At 44.6% G+C, this 18,794-nt stretch carries 17 protein-coding genes; 10 read left to right on the forward strand and 7 right to left on the reverse strand.

All coding sequences use genetic code 11. From position 1 onward, the window contains the following. Nucleotides 1-58 precede the first annotated feature (58 nt). The 3 genes from V7R35_RS13370 (at nt 59) to V7R35_RS13380 (ending at nt 3,445) form a co-directional block, all read left to right on the forward strand. Nucleotides 59-463, forward strand: coding sequence for a phosphate ABC transporter substrate-binding protein (locus V7R35_RS13370; RefSeq protein ID WP_334015388.1), 405 nt, complete (start codon nt 59-61; stop codon nt 461-463). A 33-nt stretch (nt 464-496) separates the two neighbouring features. Beyond that, the gene (locus V7R35_RS13375; protein ID WP_334015389.1) at nt 497-1,678 is read left to right on the forward strand and encodes a topoisomerase IV; all 1,182 of its coding nucleotides are present in this window, start codon (nt 497-499) and stop codon (nt 1,676-1,678) included. A 147-nt stretch (nt 1,679-1,825) separates the two neighbouring features. After that, the gene (locus V7R35_RS13380; protein WP_334015390.1) at nt 1,826-3,445 is read left to right on the forward strand and encodes a methyl-accepting chemotaxis protein; all 1,620 of its coding nucleotides are present in this window, start codon (nt 1,826-1,828) and stop codon (nt 3,443-3,445) included. 207 nt (nt 3,446-3,652) lie between these two features. On the opposite strand, the gene rpoD is transcribed toward V7R35_RS13380, so the two are convergent. The 4 genes from rpoD to rpsU all read right to left on the reverse strand — a co-directional run bounded on the left by rpoD (nt 3,653) and on the right by rpsU (nt 8,579). Beyond that, nucleotides 3,653-5,485 (reverse strand): RNA polymerase sigma factor RpoD, encoded by a 1,833-nt coding sequence (gene rpoD / locus V7R35_RS13385; RefSeq protein ID WP_334015391.1) that lies wholly within the window; start codon nt 5,483-5,485, stop codon nt 3,653-3,655. Between the two features lie 398 nt (nt 5,486-5,883). Beyond that, nucleotides 5,884-7,662 carry a DNA primase gene (gene dnaG, locus V7R35_RS13390; protein ID WP_334015393.1) on the reverse strand — a complete coding sequence of 593 codons (1,779 nt, stop codon included), beginning with the start codon at nt 7,660-7,662 and terminating at the stop codon, nt 5,884-5,886. A 147-nt stretch (nt 7,663-7,809) separates the two neighbouring features. Then, complete coding sequence (locus tag V7R35_RS13395) at nt 7,810-8,256, reverse strand: GatB/YqeY domain-containing protein (protein ID WP_334015395.1); 447 nt, start codon at nt 8,254-8,256, stop codon at nt 7,810-7,812. A 107-nt stretch (nt 8,257-8,363) separates the two neighbouring features. Further along, on the reverse strand, nt 8,364-8,579 hold the full coding sequence (gene rpsU / locus V7R35_RS13400; RefSeq protein ID WP_012517258.1) for a 30S ribosomal protein S21: 216 nt from the start codon (nt 8,577-8,579) through the stop codon (nt 8,364-8,366). Between the two features lie 352 nt (nt 8,580-8,931). On the opposite strand from rpsU, the gene tsaD reads away from it, so the two are divergent. Both tsaD and V7R35_RS13410 read left to right on the forward strand, forming a co-directional pair. Continuing rightward, nucleotides 8,932-9,957 (forward strand): tRNA (adenosine(37)-N6)-threonylcarbamoyltransferase complex transferase subunit TsaD, encoded by a 1,026-nt coding sequence (gene tsaD / locus V7R35_RS13405; RefSeq protein ID WP_334015396.1) that lies wholly within the window; start codon nt 8,932-8,934, stop codon nt 9,955-9,957. A gap of 107 nt (nt 9,958-10,064) precedes the next feature. Beyond that, entirely contained in the window at nt 10,065-11,321 is a 1,257-nt protein-coding gene (locus V7R35_RS13410; RefSeq protein ID WP_438823481.1) for an ectonucleotide pyrophosphatase/phosphodiesterase, read from the forward strand. Here the strand turns inward: V7R35_RS13410 and plsY are convergent. After that, a complete protein-coding gene (gene plsY / locus V7R35_RS13415) occupies nt 11,311-11,913 on the reverse strand; it encodes a glycerol-3-phosphate 1-O-acyltransferase PlsY (RefSeq protein ID WP_334015398.1) in 603 nt (200 codons plus the stop codon). The two genes, V7R35_RS13410 and plsY, sit on opposite strands and share 11 nt — an antisense overlap. Nucleotides 11,914-12,255: 342 nt before the next feature. On the opposite strand from plsY, the gene folB reads away from it, so the two are divergent. Genes folB through V7R35_RS13435 form a run of 4 tightly spaced genes read left to right on the forward strand, consistent with a single transcriptional unit; the run spans nt 12,256 to nt 14,343 of the window. After that, a complete protein-coding gene (gene folB, locus V7R35_RS13420) occupies nt 12,256-12,609 on the forward strand; it encodes a dihydroneopterin aldolase (protein WP_334015399.1) in 354 nt (117 codons plus the stop codon). Then, nucleotides 12,609-13,103 carry a 2-amino-4-hydroxy-6-hydroxymethyldihydropteridine diphosphokinase gene (gene folK / locus V7R35_RS13425; protein WP_334015400.1) on the forward strand — a complete coding sequence of 165 codons (495 nt, stop codon included), beginning with the start codon at nt 12,609-12,611 and terminating at the stop codon, nt 13,101-13,103. The genes folB and folK overlap by 1 nt, the downstream gene beginning before the upstream one ends. Before the next feature lie 8 nt (nt 13,104-13,111). After that, entirely contained in the window at nt 13,112-13,912 is an 801-nt protein-coding gene (locus V7R35_RS13430) for an undecaprenyl-diphosphate phosphatase (RefSeq protein ID WP_334015401.1), read from the forward strand. Nucleotides 13,913-13,971: 59 nt separating this feature from the next. Continuing rightward, complete coding sequence (locus V7R35_RS13435; RefSeq protein WP_334015402.1) at nt 13,972-14,343, forward strand: histidine triad nucleotide-binding protein; 372 nt, start codon at nt 13,972-13,974, stop codon at nt 14,341-14,343. 175 nt (nt 14,344-14,518) lie between these two features. Here the strand turns inward: V7R35_RS13435 and V7R35_RS13440 are convergent, their stop codons facing one another. After that, nucleotides 14,519-16,216, reverse strand: a complete 1,698-nt coding sequence (locus V7R35_RS13440) for a dipeptidyl-peptidase 3 family protein (RefSeq protein WP_334015403.1) — start codon at nt 16,214-16,216, stop codon at nt 14,519-14,521. Nucleotides 16,217-16,675: 459 nt separating this feature from the next. Here V7R35_RS13440 and V7R35_RS13445 point away from each other — a divergent pair, with 459 nt between their 5' ends. Next, the gene (locus V7R35_RS13445; protein WP_334015404.1) at nt 16,676-17,512 is read left to right on the forward strand and encodes an HDOD domain-containing protein; all 837 of its coding nucleotides are present in this window, start codon (nt 16,676-16,678) and stop codon (nt 17,510-17,512) included. Nucleotides 17,513-17,579: 67 nt separating this feature from the next. Here the strand turns inward: V7R35_RS13445 and V7R35_RS13450 are convergent, their stop codons facing one another. After that, nucleotides 17,580-18,734 carry a benzoate/H(+) symporter BenE family transporter gene (locus V7R35_RS13450; RefSeq protein WP_334015405.1) on the reverse strand — a complete coding sequence of 385 codons (1,155 nt, stop codon included), beginning with the start codon at nt 18,732-18,734 and terminating at the stop codon, nt 17,580-17,582. Nucleotides 18,735-18,794 lie beyond the last annotated feature (60 nt).

Genomic DNA, 18,794 nt, shown 5'->3' on the forward strand with positions numbered 1-18,794 from the left:
GTAGCAGTTGATAAGCAAAAGAGCATGAAACCTAATAGTAGAGTTTAGAGGACACATCATGAAGAAATGGATACTTGCAGCAAGCCTATGCTGCAACGTGGCTTTTGCTGAAGTAGCAGTTATCGTTAATCCAAGTAACGGTGACGCCCTCGACAAAGATAGCATCAGCCGTCTATTCCTTAATAAAGCGAAAGCATTCCCAAGCGGTACGCAAGCAGAGCCAATCGCGCTTGACGAGGGTGCAGCGGCAACAGATGAATTCAACGGCAAAGTGTTGAACAAGACAGCGGCACAGCTAACTGCGTTTTGGTCGAAGCTTGTATTCACTGGTAAGGGTCAGCCTCCTAAAGCACTGTCGAGCGATGCAGACGTTGTTGCAGCCGTAGCGGCAAACGCGGGTGCAATTGGCTATGTAGATGCAAGTGCAGTAAACGACAGCGTTCGTGTAGTTGCTACGTTTTAGTTTACCGACAAATAAAGATTTAAAGGAACACACATGAAAACCAAATTAGCTATGTTATCTATGGCTGGCCTTTTGGCGGCACCTGCAATGGCAGACGTACAGATTAATGGTTTCGCGAACCTTATTGGCGGTATGACGCTGAGCGATGGCGAGACTGTTTACGACTATGACGATGATTTCAGCTTCGATCCTGCAAGCGTATTTGGCTTGCAAGTACGTGGCGAAGTTAGCGATAAGTTATCTGCAACGGCGCAGGTAGTTGGACGTGGTCGCGACGATTACGACGCAGACTTTGAATGGGCTTACATGACCTATTCGCTAAGCAACAATACAAACATCAGTGCTGGCCGCCTACGTATGCCGTTATTTAAATATTCTGCATCGCTTGATGTTGGTTATTCGTACCACTGGCTAACACCACCTGATGCGGTATATGGCATCGACTTTAACAACATTGATGGTGTGCGTGTTGATTATTCAAATTACGCTGGCGATTGGGAATACGGTGCACAGTTTACTGCGGGTCGTGTTGAAACTAACACAACAATTTCAGGCACACCTGCGCTACTTGAGCTTGAAAACGTACTTGCAGTGTCTGTAGAAGCCACTCGTGATTGGTTTAGCGTTCGCTCGCTTATTGCACGTGGTAAAACAAGCGCTCAGAACCCAGAGTTTGATGGTTTTGTTGCTGGTTTAGGCCAATTCGCCCCGTTTGTTCCAACAGCAGGCGCCGCGGCTGAAGGCTTTAGCGTAAATGAAGATACAGGAACCTTCTTTGAAGTAGCGGTAGATATCGACAAGTACGACTGGTTTGTAGGTGCAGAATTTACACAAACTGAAGTAGATGGTTCTATTATTGCTGATAACAAAGCGTATTACATCACCGCAGGCCTACGTCTTGGCAAGTTCACGCCACACATTACTTATGAAGTAGAAGAGGCTGATAATGCAAACCAACTAGCGCTTGTTGCTGGTCTTCCATCAACAATTATGACGGGTGATGCAGTAACTGATGCAACATATGCAGGTTTAGTGCAAGCCGCGGGTGGTATTGCAGCGCAGCAAGAACTTGATGTTTCGGCTGTTACTGCGGGTCTTCGTTACGACGTTGAGCCAGGTTTTGCTCTTAAAGTCGACGTTACTTGGTATTCTGACGACCTGAACGATGCAAATGATGCGACCCTACTGAAAGTAGGTGCGAACTACACGTTCTAAGTAGTGAAAATAGGGTCGCGCTTGTGTAAAGCGCGACCCTTTTAATTTAGATTAAAGTTTTTCGTAAATAAGAAGATATAATAGAACAAGAGGTATTTTCGGGTTAGCCTGAAAGTAGATGTAAATAATAAAACAGTGAGATAGCTGATGAATTTCCTGAAGAAAATGCCCATAGCGACAAAGATATTTCTAATTCCGGGAATAGCGGCGTTAAGCTTTATCATATTTTTGCTTATCACCGTATACACGGCGCTAAATAACGGCGCTACGCTTGAAAAGGTACAAAAGGTACAGTTCCCAGCGCTACAGCTATCCGCTTCAACGCTTGTTGATATGCAGAAAGTGCGAGACACACTTTCAAGCGCGGTAACAACAGGTGATCAAGACACACTAGCAGTTGCACAAGACCTAGCTGCTGAAGTGGAAACAGGCCTTAATCAAATTTCATCCATAAGCCCAGATTTTCGATCTGAGATCTCGCGCATTTCTTCAGGTTTTGAAGATTACTTTAAAGTTGCGTTTGATGTGTCGCAGTCAATGGTTAACGGAACCGCTGATTTTAGCCGCCTTGGCGAGTTGTCGTCACAAATGAATGGCTCATACGACGGCGTTATTGCCTCGATGACACGCTTCAGAGACGCACAGCAAGCTGCATTTGAAAAAGCATTCAAAAATACGGATTCAGCAAATACCTCGCTTATTAGCACGGGTGTAATTCTTACTATCGCAGTAACCATTTTATTATTTGCTACTGCTGTACCGATTGTACGCGGCATCAAGCAAAGCATTGACGATGTTGTTCGCTCGTTAAAGGACATTGCCCAAGAAAACGGCGACCTAACGGTACGTATTGAAACGAAAAGTGAAGACGAAATTGGTGAGCTTGTTTATTGGTTCAACCAATTTATGGATAAGTTACAAGGCGTTGTAAAAGACGTTGTTGAAGCTAGCCTGCCCTTGTCTAACTTAGCGCAAAATCTTCGCGGTGTAACGGAAGAAACGCAGCGTACTATCGACGTTCAGCAGAAATCAGCGACCAATGCGAAAAAAGCGGTTGATACCATGAGTGGCTCGGTAGACGGCGTGGCACACAGTGCAGCTCAGGCAGCGAGCGATGCTAATGAAGCGACGTCTGCGGCAAGTGAAGGCCGTCAAATTGTACAGCAGACGGTAACCAGCATTCAGCAGCTTGCTGAGAACGTGCGTGAGACCGCCGACGTAATTGCACGTCTCGAGTCAGATTCAAACAAAGTTGGCTCTGTGCTTGATGTTATTAAAGGTATTGCTGAGCAAACTAACCTTCTTGCACTTAACGCGGCGATCGAGGCTGCACGTGCCGGTGAACAAGGCAGAGGCTTCGCGGTTGTTGCTGATGAGGTACGAACGCTAGCTTCACGTACACAGCAGTCTACTGAAGAAATTCAAAGCACCATCGAGCAGCTACAAAATGCAGCCCATTCTGCGGTAGAAGTAATGGCTCGTGGTACTGAACAGGCAACAAGCAGTGTTGAGACTGCCAATAAAGCCGGTAGCAGCCTAGAAACTATTACTAGCACTATCGGCCGCATTAATCAGATGAACGAGCAAATTGCACATAACACCGAAGACCAACGTACGGTTGCTGTTGATATTGTACGCCACGTAGATGAAATTCATGAGCGTACAGAGCAAACTGCAAGCCGCTCAGGTGAACTAGGTAGCATGTGTAATGAACTTGCAGATTTAGCGCAACACCTAGAGTCAATTGCAAAACAATTTAGAGTGTAAGCCGTAGGCAGCAAGCATAACGTCTATCATTATGAAGCCTCCATTCGGAGGCTTTTTTGTGTCTAAGGGTATTTAGAAAACGCTTAGTTACCGCTGAGGAACCTTCTAATTACGTGCGGGTGTGTAAAGCATTATCTTGGATAAAGCGTAGGCATAAAAAAATCCCCAGCCAAGGCCGGGGATTTTTATTCGAAGTATTACTTTTTACTATTCGTCCAAGAAGCTGCGAAGCTGCTCTGAACGGCTAGGGTGGCGAAGCTTACGAAGCGCTTTTGCTTCAATCTGACGAATACGCTCACGCGTTACATCAAACTGCTTACCTACCTCTTCTAGCGTGTGGTCGGTGTTCATATCAATACCGAAACGCATACGCAGTACTTTCGCTTCACGTGCTGTTAGGCCTGCTAGAACTTCTTGAGTAGCGTCTTTCAAGCTACCGCCAGTTGCAGAATCGAGGGGCTGAATAATTGTGCTGTCCTCGATAAAGTCACCAAGATGTGAATCTTCATCATCACCGATAGGCGTTTCCATCGAGATTGGCTCTTTTGCAATTTTCAGAACTTTACGGATCTTATCTTCTGGCATTAGCATGCGTTCCGACAATTCTTCAGGTGTAGGCTCACGACCCATTTCCTGAAGCATTTGACGAGAGATACGATTAAGTTTGTTAATAGTCTCAATCATATGCACTGGTATACGGATAGTACGGGCTTGGTCCGCGATTGAACGCGTGATTGCCTGACGGATCCACCATGTTGCATAGGTAGAGAACTTATAACCACGACGGTATTCAAACTTATCTACCGCCTTCATTAGGCCGATGTTACCTTCCTGAATAAGATCAAGGAATTGAAGGCCGCGGTTTGTGTACTTCTTCGCAATTGAAATTACAAGACGAAGGTTAGCTTCTACCATCTCTTTCTTCGCACGGCGTGCTTTCGCTTCACCGATAGACATGCGACGGTTAATGTCTTTGATATCAGCAATAACTAAACCAGTTTCTTGTTCAACTTGGTTCATCTTGCTGATGCAACGCTCAATTTCTTCTTGGTTAATGGCTAAATCTGCTGCGTAAGCCGCGCCAGATTTTACTGCTTCATGTAACCATGCCGTTGATGTTTCGTTGCCTGCGAACGCTTTAATGAAGTCTTTCTTCGGCATTTTTGCGTTAACAACGCAGAACTTCATAACAAGACGTTCTTGGATGCGAACCTTGTCCATCATCTCACGCATGTTTCTTACCATGCGGTCGAATTGCTTAGGTACCAAGCGGAACTCTTTAAACACGTCACTAAGCGCAGTGATTTGCTCGCGAGAGTCGGCGTGAGCACGACCTTTCTTCTCGATAACAGCGCGCGTTTTTTGATACTGTTCACGTAGCTCAGCAAAGCGCTCACGAGCTAGTTCAGGATCAACACCGCCTTCATCTTCATCGCTGTCGTCGTCATCACCGTCGTCATCTTCGTCGTCAAGCTCTTCTTCTGAAAGCTCAGAACCAACGTGCGTGGCCGTAGGTGCTAAATCTTGGTCGTCATTCGGGTCTACAAAACCTGAAATGATATCGCTTAGGCGAATTTCTTCAGCCTCAAAAAGGTCCCATTGGTCAAGTAGATAAGTGATGGCTTCTGGGTACTCAGCAACAGAGCACTGAACCTGATTAATACCGTCTTCAATACGCTTAGCGATTTCAATTTCGCCTTCACGCGTAAGAAGTTCAACCGTTCCCATTTCACGCATGTACATACGAACAGGGTCAGTTGTGCGACCAATTTCACTTTCTACAGTAGCAAGTGCCTGTGCTGCAGCTTCAGCAGCATCTTCATCGGCATTTGCTTCTTGCATGAGAAGTTCGTCTGCATCAGGAGCTGATTCAGAAACTTGAATTCCCATGTCGTTAATCATGCGGATTATGTCTTCGATTTGATCAGAATCGACAATGTCTTGCGGCAGGTGGTCGTTAACTTCTGCAAAGGTTAAGTAACCTTGCTCTTTACCCTTTGCAATCAGGAGTTTAATCTGAGACTGCTTGCTTTGCGCCATATAACCTACACTTCTCACATTCAATTAGTTTGCATTAAAAAAGACAACACACACGGCGGCATGTTCCCTTATTTGCTGTATTACTGCTTTTGTATCAAGGCCGTTTTGTTGCTCGATGCCACGCTGCTCTCATTCTACGCATATGCGGTTCACATCGGCTCGGGTTCGGTTCTGCCCGTTATAGTCGGCTATATCTTTGCTACTTTTGTTGCTGCATTCTTGTTTACATAAGCTGTTCACATTAGCCTTCATCTCTAAGCTCATATTAGAGCTGTCTAATGCAATCATGTCTACCTACAGCGAATTAGCCAGTATAGCAGAGTCAACGGTTGTTTGACCAGATTGGCGGCCGATTTTTTAGCCAGTATTTTGTGAACAAAAAAGGGTTAACCCGTTGGTCAGCTTTTTTGTCTTTCCCTCATAAGTAGGTTCAGTTCCTCTTTCTCCGCTTTTGTCAGCGGCTGAACCCTAGAACGAGAAATTAAGGTCTCTATTCGGCTATCGAAATGCCCATCAAGTAAGCGAGCGAAGCTGTCGTTATAAACACGTTCAGCATCCTCGTCTTTTACCAAGTGTTCTTGTAACAATAATTTCGCGATAGTAGATGAGTGGGGATGGTTGCGGAAATTTTCAACAAGTTGCGCAGTATTAGCATTAGGATTGGCTAAACAATAAGTGTGAATATCGCGCAATAAGTCCATGCCAGCGGCGTTGCTTCCCGCGAAAATACCAATTTGTACGTCTTCGCACTGGCTTGCCAACGCAGGTTGGTCTAATAGCAGACGAATTAGCATACGCAGCGGCGAAAGCTTAGGCTTGTTAACCTGGGTTCTATTAGGTGAATACGCTTGTTTGCTGCCCTGGTTTGCTCGAGATATATCTTGTTGAAGTTTGAAACGATCGAATTCGCCAGTGTGTTTGGCAAGCTCTTCAAGCAGCATTTGTTTCTGATCTTCACCCAACGTACTTTCAATAAGCGGCATAGCAGCTTTTTTAAGTGCTATTTTGCCCTCAGGTGTTCCCACATTATGGGTTTTCAATAGGTTTTCAAAGAAAAATCGCGACAAGGGCATTGCCGTATCGAGCATACCCATAAATGCATCTTTACCAACTTGGCGTACCATGGTGTCTGGGTCTTCGCCGTCAGGCAAAAATAAAAACGAAAGTCGCACGCCATCTTTAAGCGAAGGCAGGGCATTTTCAAGTGCACGCCATGCGGCTTCGCGACCAGCGCGGTCTCCGTCATAACAGCATACAATGTGTGACGTCGCGCGCACTAGCATTTGTATATGTTCAGGGGTAGTGGCCGTACCTAGGGCGGCAGTAGCAATATTGATGTCGAACTGGCTAAGCGCAACCACGTCCATATAACCTTCAACAATCACTACCGTATCTAGGTTTCTGTTTTGCTGCCGGGCAGAATAAAAACCAAAAAGCTCGCTTCCTTTGTGGAAAATACGCGTTTCAGGCGAGTTTAAATATTTAGGACCACCGTCTTCTAATACGCGTCCGCCAAAACCAACTACGCGTCCTCGCTTATCGCGGATGGGGAACATAATTCGGTCGCGGAAAAAGTCATAGGTGCGACCTTGGTCGTTTTTGTTCACCAGCTTTAAATCAATTAGCTGTTTAATACGTCCAGGGTCGGTGCCAAATGTCTTTAATAAGGCATCCCAACTATCAGGGGCGTAACCAATTTCCCATTGCTTAACAATATCACCGCTTAAACCGCGATTTTTAAGATAGTCGATGGCCTTTTTACTGTTGCTGTTCTGACGAAGCTGATGCTGGAAAAAACGAGCTACTTGTTCCATTACAGCGTAGTCGTCTTGCTGCTGTTGTTTTTTCTCCTCGCTCATAGCAGGGCGACTGCCTTTTTCACGAGGAACTTCTAAACCGTGATAGCGCGCTAGTTCCTCAATGGCTTCAACGAATTCAAGCCTGTCGAATTCCATCATAAATGAAATAGCGTTGCCGTGAGCACCACAGCCAAAGCAATGATAAAACTGCTTGTCTTGGCTTACGGTAAACGAAGGGGATTTTTCATTGTGAAAAGGGCAGCATGCTTGATAGTTCTTGCCAGCTTTTTTCAACTTAACACGACTGTCTACAATCTCTACAACGTCGGTACGAGAAAGTAAGTCATCAATAAAATCGCGAGGTATTTTTCCAGCCATGGGAGAGTCAAAAACGTAAATCGAACAGTACTGTAACAGGGAAGTTTGAAAATGAGAACGACTAACCAATCAGCGTTCTCATTTTTACCTATTATAAATGCATGACTAGGGTGTTGCGCCTTCGTTATACACTTTTTGCATTAGGGCTTATGCGTTCAGGCGAGCCTTAATTTTAGCACTTAGCGCGCCCATGTCGGTACGGCCCTGTACTTTTGGCTTTATTGCGCCCATTACTTTACCCATGTCTTGCATACCGCTAGCACCTGTTGCGGCCATTGTTTCATCAATAAGCGCACTAAGCTCATCGTCAGTTAATGGCTTAGGCAAGAAACCTTCAATATGCGTGATTTCTTCGCGCTCTTTACTTGCAAGATCATCACGGTTGGCAGCATCGAACTGAGAGGCAGCGTCTTGGCGCTGCTTTACCATTTTGGTCAATACCGCAAGAATTGCGCTATCGTCTAATGTGATTTGTTCGTCGATTTCTTTTTGTTTAATTGCAGCAAGCGCCATACGAATAGTACCTAGACGTACTTTATCTTTCGCGCGCATAGCGTCTTTCTGTGCATTTTTTAAATCATCAATTAGTGCCATGATGCTTCCTGTTTTTTATTTGATTAAGCGAAGTAAAAAATAGAGGCCCAGAAACGCGAAAGGTGCTGCAATTGCAACACCTTTCAGACTCGTTACTTAACCCTATATTAGTAGAGTTTTACGCGACGTGCGTTTTCACGAGCTAGCTTCTTAAGATGACGCTTTTTAGCGGCAGCTTTCTTGCGCTTGCGTTCCCAAGTTGGCTTTTCGAAGAATTCACGACGACGAACTTCAGAAAGAACACCTGCTTTTTCACAAGAACGCTTAAAACGACGCAGCGCCACATCAAACGGCTCGTTTTCTCTAACTTTAACGATAGGCATTAAACACTCACCTCAAAACTTTTACTGTGTAAATCCGGGTAAAATTGTGCGCTAAAAAGGCCACCCGGGTTAAAAATGGTGCGAAATTCTAATCATATCTACAGAGAAAGTAAAGGATGAATTGCCAAAAAATAGTCAATAAACTGCAATTACCCCTTTGTTAGCATTCCATGAATGCTGGTTTAAAGGTAAACTCTGCGCCCATATGATGTGAGCGACCCACCGCAAAGAATATGTTTTGATGTGGAGTCGGATTCGATCGCGGGCAGATCATAAAGATGATCGCACAAGATCGCCAGTAATAATTTTCAGATCTTTGAAAATCTATAAGTAGTGAATAGGGGTCGCCTTAATGCGGATTTTAGGAATAGAAACATCGTGTGACGAAACAGGCATTGCCGTGTACGACGACGAAAAAGGGTTGTTATCGCACGAATTATACAGCCAAGTGAAGCTGCATGCCGACTACGGTGGTGTCGTTCCAGAACTGGCCTCACGCGATCACGTTCGTAAAATTATTCCTCTTATTGAAAAAGCCATGCAGGATGCCAACAGCAAACCTTCAGATATTGACGGCGTTGCATTTACACAAGGCCCAGGTTTAGTTGGCGCACTGTTGGTAGGCTCTTCTGTAGGACGTTCGTTAGCTTACGCATGGAACGTGCCCGCGGTTGGCGTTCATCACATGGAAGGACATCTTTTAGCTCCTATGCTTGAAGCACATGCCCCTGAATTTCCTTTTGTAGCACTGCTTGTGTCTGGCGGTCACTCTATGTTGGTTAAAGTAGAATCCATTGGTGCTTATGAAGTACTTGGTGAATCTATCGACGATGCAGCCGGTGAAGCATTTGATAAAACTGCAAAACTGCTTGGTTTGGACTACCCTGGTGGCCCGCTACTGGCAAAGTTGGCTGAAAAAGGTGAACCCGGGCACTATAAGTTTCCACGCCCTATGACTGACAGACCAGGTTTAGATTTTAGCTTTAGCGGTTTAAAAACGTTTGCCGCTAATACTATTCGCGATGCAGACTTAACCGGAAACGATGCTGAGCAGATAAAAGCCAACATTGCGTATGCGTTTCAAGAAGCGGTTGTAGATACGCTTATTATCAAATGCAAGAGAGCACTTAAGCAAACAGGCATGAAGCGACTAGTAATAGCGGGTGGTGTAAGTGCCAACACTATGCTGCGCGAGCAAATGCAAAACCTAATGACAGAGCTTAAAGGTGAAGTGTTTTATCCTAGCCTTGCTTATTGCACAGACAACGGTGCAATGATTGCGTACGCGGGTATGCAGCGACTAAAAGCGGGTGAAATACTTGGGCTTTCTTCTCAGGCCAAACCGCGTTGGCCGCTAGACACCTTAACAGCTATCTGACTTTAAGGTAGGCACTTTAGAATAAAAGTGCGCAAAGCATAAAGCACGGCAAGAAAATAAAAGAAAGTTGAGGTAGTAGTGTGAGTAGGGCAGCGAATAGTTTGAATATGCAGGGCATTACTTGGTTTTTAATATGTTTCTTTTTATCGTGTACCCCAACACGCGCTGCCAATGAAAATATACAAGTAAAGGCAAATGCACCGCAGCACGTGGTGTTAATGTCGCTTGATGGTTTCAGGCACGATTACGTTGAGTTACACAATGCCAAGCACCTCAACCGCATAGCTAAAGACGGTGTTCGCAGCGCCTCGTTAACACCGGTTTACCCTGCCAATACATTTCCCAATCATATTTCGTTAGTAACCGGGTTATTACCAAAAAACCACGGCATTGTTAATAATAGGTTTTACGACAAGTCACGCCCGTATATGCAAAATGATATGCCGGGCTATGCACAATACAAGCTGGGCGGTGGACTTAAAGACAGTACGTGGATAACGGGTATTCCGCTATGGACATTGGCTGAGTATCACGGTTTAAAAGCCGGTGCCTTTTTCTGGCCTGAATCCGATGCTCGCATATCAGGTGCGCTGCCTACTTATCACTACCACTACTCAAAGTTTGCGAGCTATCAGCAGCGCATCGATCAAATTGTGCAGTGGATGAGTTTGCCGGAGGTGTCTCGCCCCCGTTTTGTCGCAGGTTATTTTTCACTAACCGACACCATTGGTCACAATGAAGGCCCAGCGTCTGATGAAACTAAATATGCCGTACAGTTCGTGGATGCGTTAATTGGGCAGCTGTATGACAGATTAAACGACCTTGGTATTAACGTTAATCTTGTTGTGGTATCAGACCACGGAATGACAAACATTGATAACAACGCGTTAATTGATGTTGCCACGCTCAATATTTCAGATAATTTTATTGCTGAAAACGAAGGGGCACAAATTCATCTTTATGCATTGCCGGGCGTATCTAACGACGAAATAAGCAGAGAAAAAGAGCGTCTAAACTCTATATCGCAAGGCAAGTTCTTAGTGCTTAACGATTCGCAGCGTGCAGATAGAGCAATGCAGAAAGGCGACCGTACCGGCGATATTTTAATTGAAATTGCGCCACCCGCGCGCTTTGTTAGCGACGGAAAAACCTATTCTAATAAAGGCAGTCATGGATATTTAAATACGCTACCCGATATGGGCGCGCTTTTCATTGCTGCCGGGCCCGCTTTTAAAAAGGGAGCAACGCTTCCGGCATTTTCAAACCTTGAAATTTACCCTGCATTGGCAGAAATCCTAGGCATAACGCCGCTTTCACCTATAGACGGTAAAATTGACGTATTGGAAGACGGCCTTACTCTTTAATATTGCCCTTGTCCCATACTTTACTTTCGTTGCCAGCAAATAAGCGGCTGATGTTGTCTTTATGGCGTACAATAATAAGTAGAGACAACATAGCTACAGGAATGGTGTACAGAGGTTTAATAAGGTAGGTAAAAATGGGTGCAAGCGACACCGCAATAAGTGCGCCCAGCGATGAATAGCCAGTAAAAAACACTGCAATAACCCAACACAAAATAAGTAGCCCAGCCAAGTCCAACCCTATGGGTAACATAGCACCGAAGGCAGTAGCCACTGCTTTACCGCCTTTAAAACCAAAATACAGTGGGAAAATATGGCCAAGGCACGCCGCTATTGCGATAACGCCAAGTAAAATAGGCTCAATACCTAAAAAGTAACTTCCGTAAACGGGAATGGTGCCTTTTAAGATATCCATTACAAGTACCAATAGGGCGGGTATTCTGCCGCCTAAGCGATAGACATTTGTAGCTCCAGGGTTTTTTGAGCCAGCTGTCCTTGGGTCGGGTAATCGAAAAGCGTGGCTAATTACCACAGCACTGGATAGCGAGCCGAATAAGTAGGCCACGGTAATCATTAAAAGAGTTAGCGATGTCATGGGTAATTCACGTAAACGTTTATAGCTGCCTTGCTGTTTTATTTCATTTCTATACTACGGTGCTATTTTTAGGTGCCATATTTAAGGGCCATATTAAGTGCTATCTAGCGTAGTCGTACTTATAGGCATTTAACGTTTTATGGCGTAAACATACGTTTAGACGTTAAATTTGAAAACCTTGGTTGCCCCTAGTAATAGTACAGCGGTATAGTTGTGCCACATTTTCTGCGGTGGTTTAGCGTAACGCTACTCCATCCAAACGCGATATACCACCTTTACGCCGAAATAATGAAGGTAAAACCGCAGTCGTAAGACCAGTAATGACACGAGTAGATTAATTTCATGGGCAAAATTTATATAACAGGGCTAGCTGTAGACACCCTGATTGGCGTGTATGACTGGGAAAGAGTTCAAATGACCGAGCTTTTACTGGATATCACATTAGATGTTGACCTAGATGCCGCAATGCAAAGCGATAACGTGCACGACACGGTAGACTATGCCAAAGTGGCCGACTGTATTGTTGCTGTAGGCAAAGAGAGTACCTTTGAACTTTTAGAAGCCTTTGGTTCACGGGTAATGGATACCGTGCTTGCAACGTTTAACGTTCACGCTATTAAGCTAAAAATAGTGAAGCCAAACATTTTGCCAAATGCACAGACCGTAGCAGTAGAAATGACAAGAGAGCGCGCTTAATGGCTCAACACGTCATACTTATCAGTATTGGTTCAAATATTGAAAGAGAGCGCTACACGCGTCAGTCTGTTGTGGCGCTTAAACAGCATTTTAGCAACGTTACGGTGTCGTCGGTGTATGAAAGTGAAGCCGTCGGCTTTAATGGCAACCCTTTCTACAACTTAGTCGCGCGAGCTGAGACCGACATGTCGGTTGATGACGTGTGCAATATTCTTAAAACAATAGAAAAAGAGAATGGCCGTGTGCATAGCGCGAAGAAGTTTTGCGCACGAACGCTAGATTTAGATTTACTCACGTTTGACGACCGAGTGATAAACGAGCCTGTGGTGCTGCCTAGAGACGAAATTACGTTTAATGCTTTCGTGCTGTGGCCGCTAGCTGAACTGGTGCCTAATGATATTCACCCAGTCACAAAACAGTCCTACGCACAAATGTGGCAGGCATTCGACAAACAGAAGCAGCAGCTTTGGCCTATTGACTTTACTTGGAGCTAATCAAGGGAATGACACTTTTCGAAATTATTATACTTGCCATTATTCAAGGCGTTACCGAGTTTTTACCTATTAGTAGCTCGGGGCACCTATTACTACCGGCAGAGCTTTTAGGCTGGGTAAGCCAAGGTTTAGCCTTTGATGTAGCGGTGCATGTTGGCAGCTTACTGGCCGTTATCATTTACTTCCGCCAAGAAATCGTAAGAATGACGGTGGCATGGGTAACCGAAGGCTTTACTAAAGAGCAGTCAACCGACAGCAAACTGGCGTGGTACGTTATTGTTGCCACTATTCCTGCGGTTATTGTCGGCTTTTTAATGAAAGGTTGGATTGAAGAGAGCGCAAGAACTGCCTTGGTTATTGCTGGAACCACTATTTTATTTGGTTTACTGCTATGGTACGCCGACGCCACCGCCAAGCGAAAGCAAGAGTTAGACAGGCTAACCATGAAGCAAGCCATCTTTATAGGTATTGCGCAGGTGCTAGCTTTGATACCGGGGACTTCACGTTCTGGTATTACGATGACCGCCGGTTTAATGCTGGGTTTAACTCGTGAAGCCTGTGCACGTTTTTCATTTCTTTTGTCAATCCCCGTTATTTTGGGAGCTGGCTTACTGGCAACGTTAGATTTATTAAGTGCGAATGAAACCGTAGATTGGGCTGCATTAGTATATGGCGCGGCATTTTCTTTTGTTAGCGCTTACTTGTGTATATTCCTATTTTTAAGCTGGATATCGCGCATTGGGATGTTGCCATTTGTGTTGTATCGATTGGCATTAGGCGGTGTTTTATTGTGGTTTGTTTTTGCATAATGAAAAGCTAATAGACAATAGGTTTTGCATTAATCGTAAGGAAGGAAGGAAGAAAGGTTATGGCCGAGACAATTTTTACTAAAATTATCAATAAAGAAATACCGGCAGAAATACTTTATGAAGACGACATGGCATTGGCGTTTAAAGACATAAACCCACAAGCGCCTGTGCATTTCTTAGTCATTCCAAAGAAGCCAATTGCTACGATTAATGATATTGCACAGGAAGATAGGGAAGCGGTAGGTCACTTGTCTTTCGTCGCCGCTAAAATAGCAGCTGAGCTTGGCTTTGCCGATCAGGGGTTTCGTACGGTAATGAACTGCAATGAATATGGCGGGCAAACCGTTTACCATATTCACCTTCATGTGCTTGCGGGTAAGCCTTTGGGATGGCCTCCTTACACGGAAAACATGAAACAGCACGTAGAGTAAAACTTGATGTACTGACCGTTGAGGTTAGCTGAGCGTGCTTAGCTACAACAAGCAAATAAAAAAACGCAGTGGGTAAGTCACACTGCGTTTTTTATTTGTGTTTTATTACTTGCTAGTAGGAACTTGCCTTAATGCAGTGCCTAACCGCCAGCACAAGTGAGCTTTTGCGTTAACGCTATTCAGTTAACCCAAGTACTTTTTTGCCTTGGTTAAAGTGAATATCTACAGGAATGTTCGCCGCTTCTAAACGGGCTAAATCAGAAGCTAAATCTGGCTTTATCATCCCCATTGTTGCCACTAAGTCAGCAACACCACCGTAGTTACCGTCGCCTTGTAGCGTTAATATAAGCTCAGATAACGCTGCAACCGCCGCGCCCATTTTCTGCATGTTGACGCGATACAAGCCGTCGTCAGTTTTCTCAAAAGCTCCTTGTTGTGCAAAGAAGTTAAAACGGATCATATTCGCTTTACCGTGTGCTGAGCTTGCGCCAAAGCGCACCGAGCGGAATATGCCTGCCATAAAGGTTACATAGTAGTCTTCTAACGACCCTTCAGTAATTTCACCTTTCTCTAATAAGCTTTGCACCATGTAAAGCCCAAGAATATCTGCTTTACCTTCCTCAAGTGCCGAGGCGTGCTCTTTAAGTGCTCCGCGAACGGTGCCTTCACCGTCTAGCGTGTTTTTAATACCAAGCCCATGAGCAACTTCGTGAAACATCGTATTTGCAAAAAACGCGTCAAACGTAATGTGGCTGCGCTGCTCTTCAACAATAAGCGTGTTGGCAATAGGCACTAGAATATTGTCGAATTTAGCCTGCATTGCATTTTTCAATTGAAGCCTGCGTGTGCCTTTTTCTAGTTGTACACGTTCATCGTTAGGCAGGTTAATCGCAATAGTTTTGCTACCCGCATTGGAATGACCGGCATAATAGATAACATCATAGGCGTTAAGGTCGGCATCAGAACCTGGCATTTCTGCTTTGTAGGCCTCTGCTACAGGTAAACCTTGTTGAAGCTCTGGTAAAAATGCTGCGTATTTTGCAAGTTTCTCGCTCCACGCTAAGTCTTTTACCAATACATAGGCTTCAAATGCTGCGCGATAACCAAAAAGCTGATCTTCATAGCTTTCAATAGGACCGATAACCAGTTCGATTGGGTTGGTTTTCATATCCATCCAGGCCATATCTGATGCAAGATAATCGTCGGTAAGTAACGCTTTAGAACGCAGTGTTAGATATTGTTTAAAGCTCTCATCATCAGCAAGTTCTGCAGCTTTTGTCAGCAGCTCAGAGGCTTTCATGAGCTCGCTTTTAAATGCTTCTGAGTACGGCTGTGAATAAAGCTGACCAGCGTTGTCTCGTTTTACTACTGAATAAAGACCGTCTTTGTCGCTAAAGTCTGCTGTTGCGAATTCCGCTTTGTCCATATCGTGAGGGTAAAACTCAGCCCCCATCGCTTTATCCTCATAGCCAGCTAAAAATGGCGTGTCACCATTTAAGCGATCCCAAGGGCCATAATTAATAGCTGCAAAGTGACGCACGTTTTTGTTTTCAATAGACTGAAGAAAGGTATCTTTGTCTTCAAAAAAAGCCTGTTTCCAGAACAAGTCGTCCATAATCTTCGACGCATCGATAAGCAACGACAGCATGGCTTTTTGATTGTTAGATAAATGCGATAAATCTGCGGTCAGGTCTACTGGGTGATAAATTGCTAGTCGTGATTCATCCACTAATAGCGACTGCGCAGTGGGTGCTGCGTCGTCCACCGATGTTGTGGCGATGTTTTCTGTGTTTTTTGTACAACCTGATAAAAGGAAGATACCCGCTACTGCCGCCGCAATAGGTGAGAAAGAGGCGCGTTTTATTGTTTTCATATTATGTGTTCACCGTTGTCGTTAAGCTGACTTTATCTACTGTTTTTATATCTATGCTTTTGATTTCATACAAAAGTATGAAAATATTTTTGGCAAAATCAATAGTGCTTTCTTACTTGTTGTCTATACTTTCAAAAGCAACTATTTACAGATATTGAAATTTTTGTGATTACCATCAAAGGGGTCGGATGTGTTGGATATTTGTCACAACTGACACGTTTTTAGTTGGTCGAATCGTTTCAGCTACTATAGTATGTTGGTTGAAATACTAAAAGAAAACAATGAGCTTCTGTGCGCTGGTTTATACCCCGTGCATTGACAACAAACGATTAGAAGCTAACAAGCACAACTAACCTATTTGGTATATTGGAACGCCAATCAAATTACCGTAGGTAGGTTAAGATAATTAGTCACTGGTTGCCTTAAACAGGCCACACGGAATTTTCTAAGGGTAGAAATATGTCTACACAGAACGCGCTCTCAACAATACTCGTTGAAAAAATTAATAACGATACACTCGTACTGCCTACGTTGCCAGCAATTGCACTTAAAGTGCGAAAAGCAGCGGATGACCCTGATATCAACCTTAGCGACATGGGCGACGTAATAGGTCAAGACCCTTCATTAAGCGCTAGAATGATTAAGATTTCCAATAGCGCCTATATGGGCCGCAGCGTAAAGGTCTCCTCTATAAGCCAAGCGGTTACGCGTATTGGACTTCGCCAAATTAAGAATATTTCTACTGCACTTGCAATGGAGCAGTTGTTTGTTTCAAAAAACGACATTGTGGCTAAACAATTACAGAAAGAGTGGGCTAATACGGTCAATATCGTTGCTAACTCGATGGCCGTGTTACAAGTTTACATTGCGCGAACTAAGAAGCGTGAAATGAGTATGGACACCATGACGCTTGCGGCATTGGTTCACAACATTGGTGTGTTGCCTATTTTGACAGAAGCTGAAAGACATCCTGAGGTTTTTGCAACGCCTACGTTTTTAGAAAATGCGATAGACAAACTTGCAGGTCGTATTGGCGCCAGCATTATGCGCGAGTGGGGCTTTGGCGATACCTTTGCCAACGTAGCAAAAAATTGGAAAGATCTTAGCTATATGCCAGAAAATCTTAGCTACATCGACTTTGTACGCGTTGGTGCTGCTATATCTGGTGCAATGGATAGTCAAAAAGATGCGGTGTTAAACCTTGCCATGCAGCGCGGCGTTGTGGAAGACATGGGTGAGCTGCACTCAGATGAGTTTGAAGAGTTGGCAAGCGCAGCAAAACAAATCTTCGCTTAATAAACGTTCTTTTATCCTCTAAAAGCCGGCATTTAGACTTAAATTGCCGGCTTTTTTGTGCATGCCTTCAAGGCTTCTTCTTTTGAACCAATAACAGTAATAAGCCCAACGTTAGCCCCCACACTGCTGACGTGATAGAAAATAAGCTAAACCCTGATGCAGTGCAGAGCAGCGTGATTAACGCCGGAGCGCGATGCTGCTCTATTTCTACACACTTTGCCAGTGCACCCTGTAAGGTGCCTAATAAAGCCAGCCCGGCAAGAAGATGAATTATAATAACAGGCATACTCACAAATAAGCCAACCACCACTGAAGCAAGTAGCCCCATCAATAAATACCCTATGCCCGCGGCGATGGCTGCTTTATAGCGCTGCGATTTATCTTGGTCGGCTTGTTCGCCCATGCACAGTGCAGCAGTGATTGCCGCTAAATTAAATGTAAACCCTCCTAATGGCGCCAATAAGCCTTGAACAAGCGCAATGCCTGATAGAATAGGTTTATGATCGGGGCGGTAACCGTGTGCATGATGTATAGCAATGCCAGGTAAGTTTTGTGACAAGGTAGTGATAATAAACAGGGGAATAGCCAAACCCACTGTAGCCGATAAGGAAAAGTGGGGCGTAACCCAGACAGGCGAGGGAAGGGTGAAATGTAAGGCAGCGTTTGTTTCTGACTGAAAAAACAGGCTTATAACCAGCGAAAGTGAGAGTAATACAAGCATTAAATAGTGCGGAAATAGGCGGCTTCCCACCATATATACAGCAAGAAATGTAGCAACGAGTAATGGCGCTTCATTCACATCACTAAAAATTGCTAAGCAAATAGGCAGCAAAATACCCGCAAGCAACGCTGATGAAATGGCCACAGGAATGCGACTTATTAGGGTTAAAAGGCGGCGACTCTGGGCGGCAACAAGAGAAAGCAGAGCACAGGTGACAAAGGCACCTATACTTTCTTGGAGTGAATAATCACCTACACTGGTTAACAAAAAAGCAGCGCCCGGCGTAGACCATGCGGTAACGACAGGAAGCTTGGTAAGCCAAGAAAATACAATGCAGGTTGCACCCATTCCGATACCAAGCGCCAGCAACCAGCTCACTACCATGGGCTCAGTTGCACCCGCACTTCGGGCAAGATCGATTACAATAACCACTGCACTGCTATAGCCTACGGTCACCGCCGTTAGACCGGCACTTATATGACTTAACTTCCAGTATTTCATGCTAATTCCTTAAAAGAACGCTTGAGACTTACGCTAGTATTGCTACAGTTGCTTTGTATT

The sequence above is a fragment of the Alteromonas sp. S167 genome, assembly GCF_036864375.1.
Classification (GTDB): Bacteria; Pseudomonadota; Gammaproteobacteria; order Enterobacterales; family Alteromonadaceae; genus Alteromonas.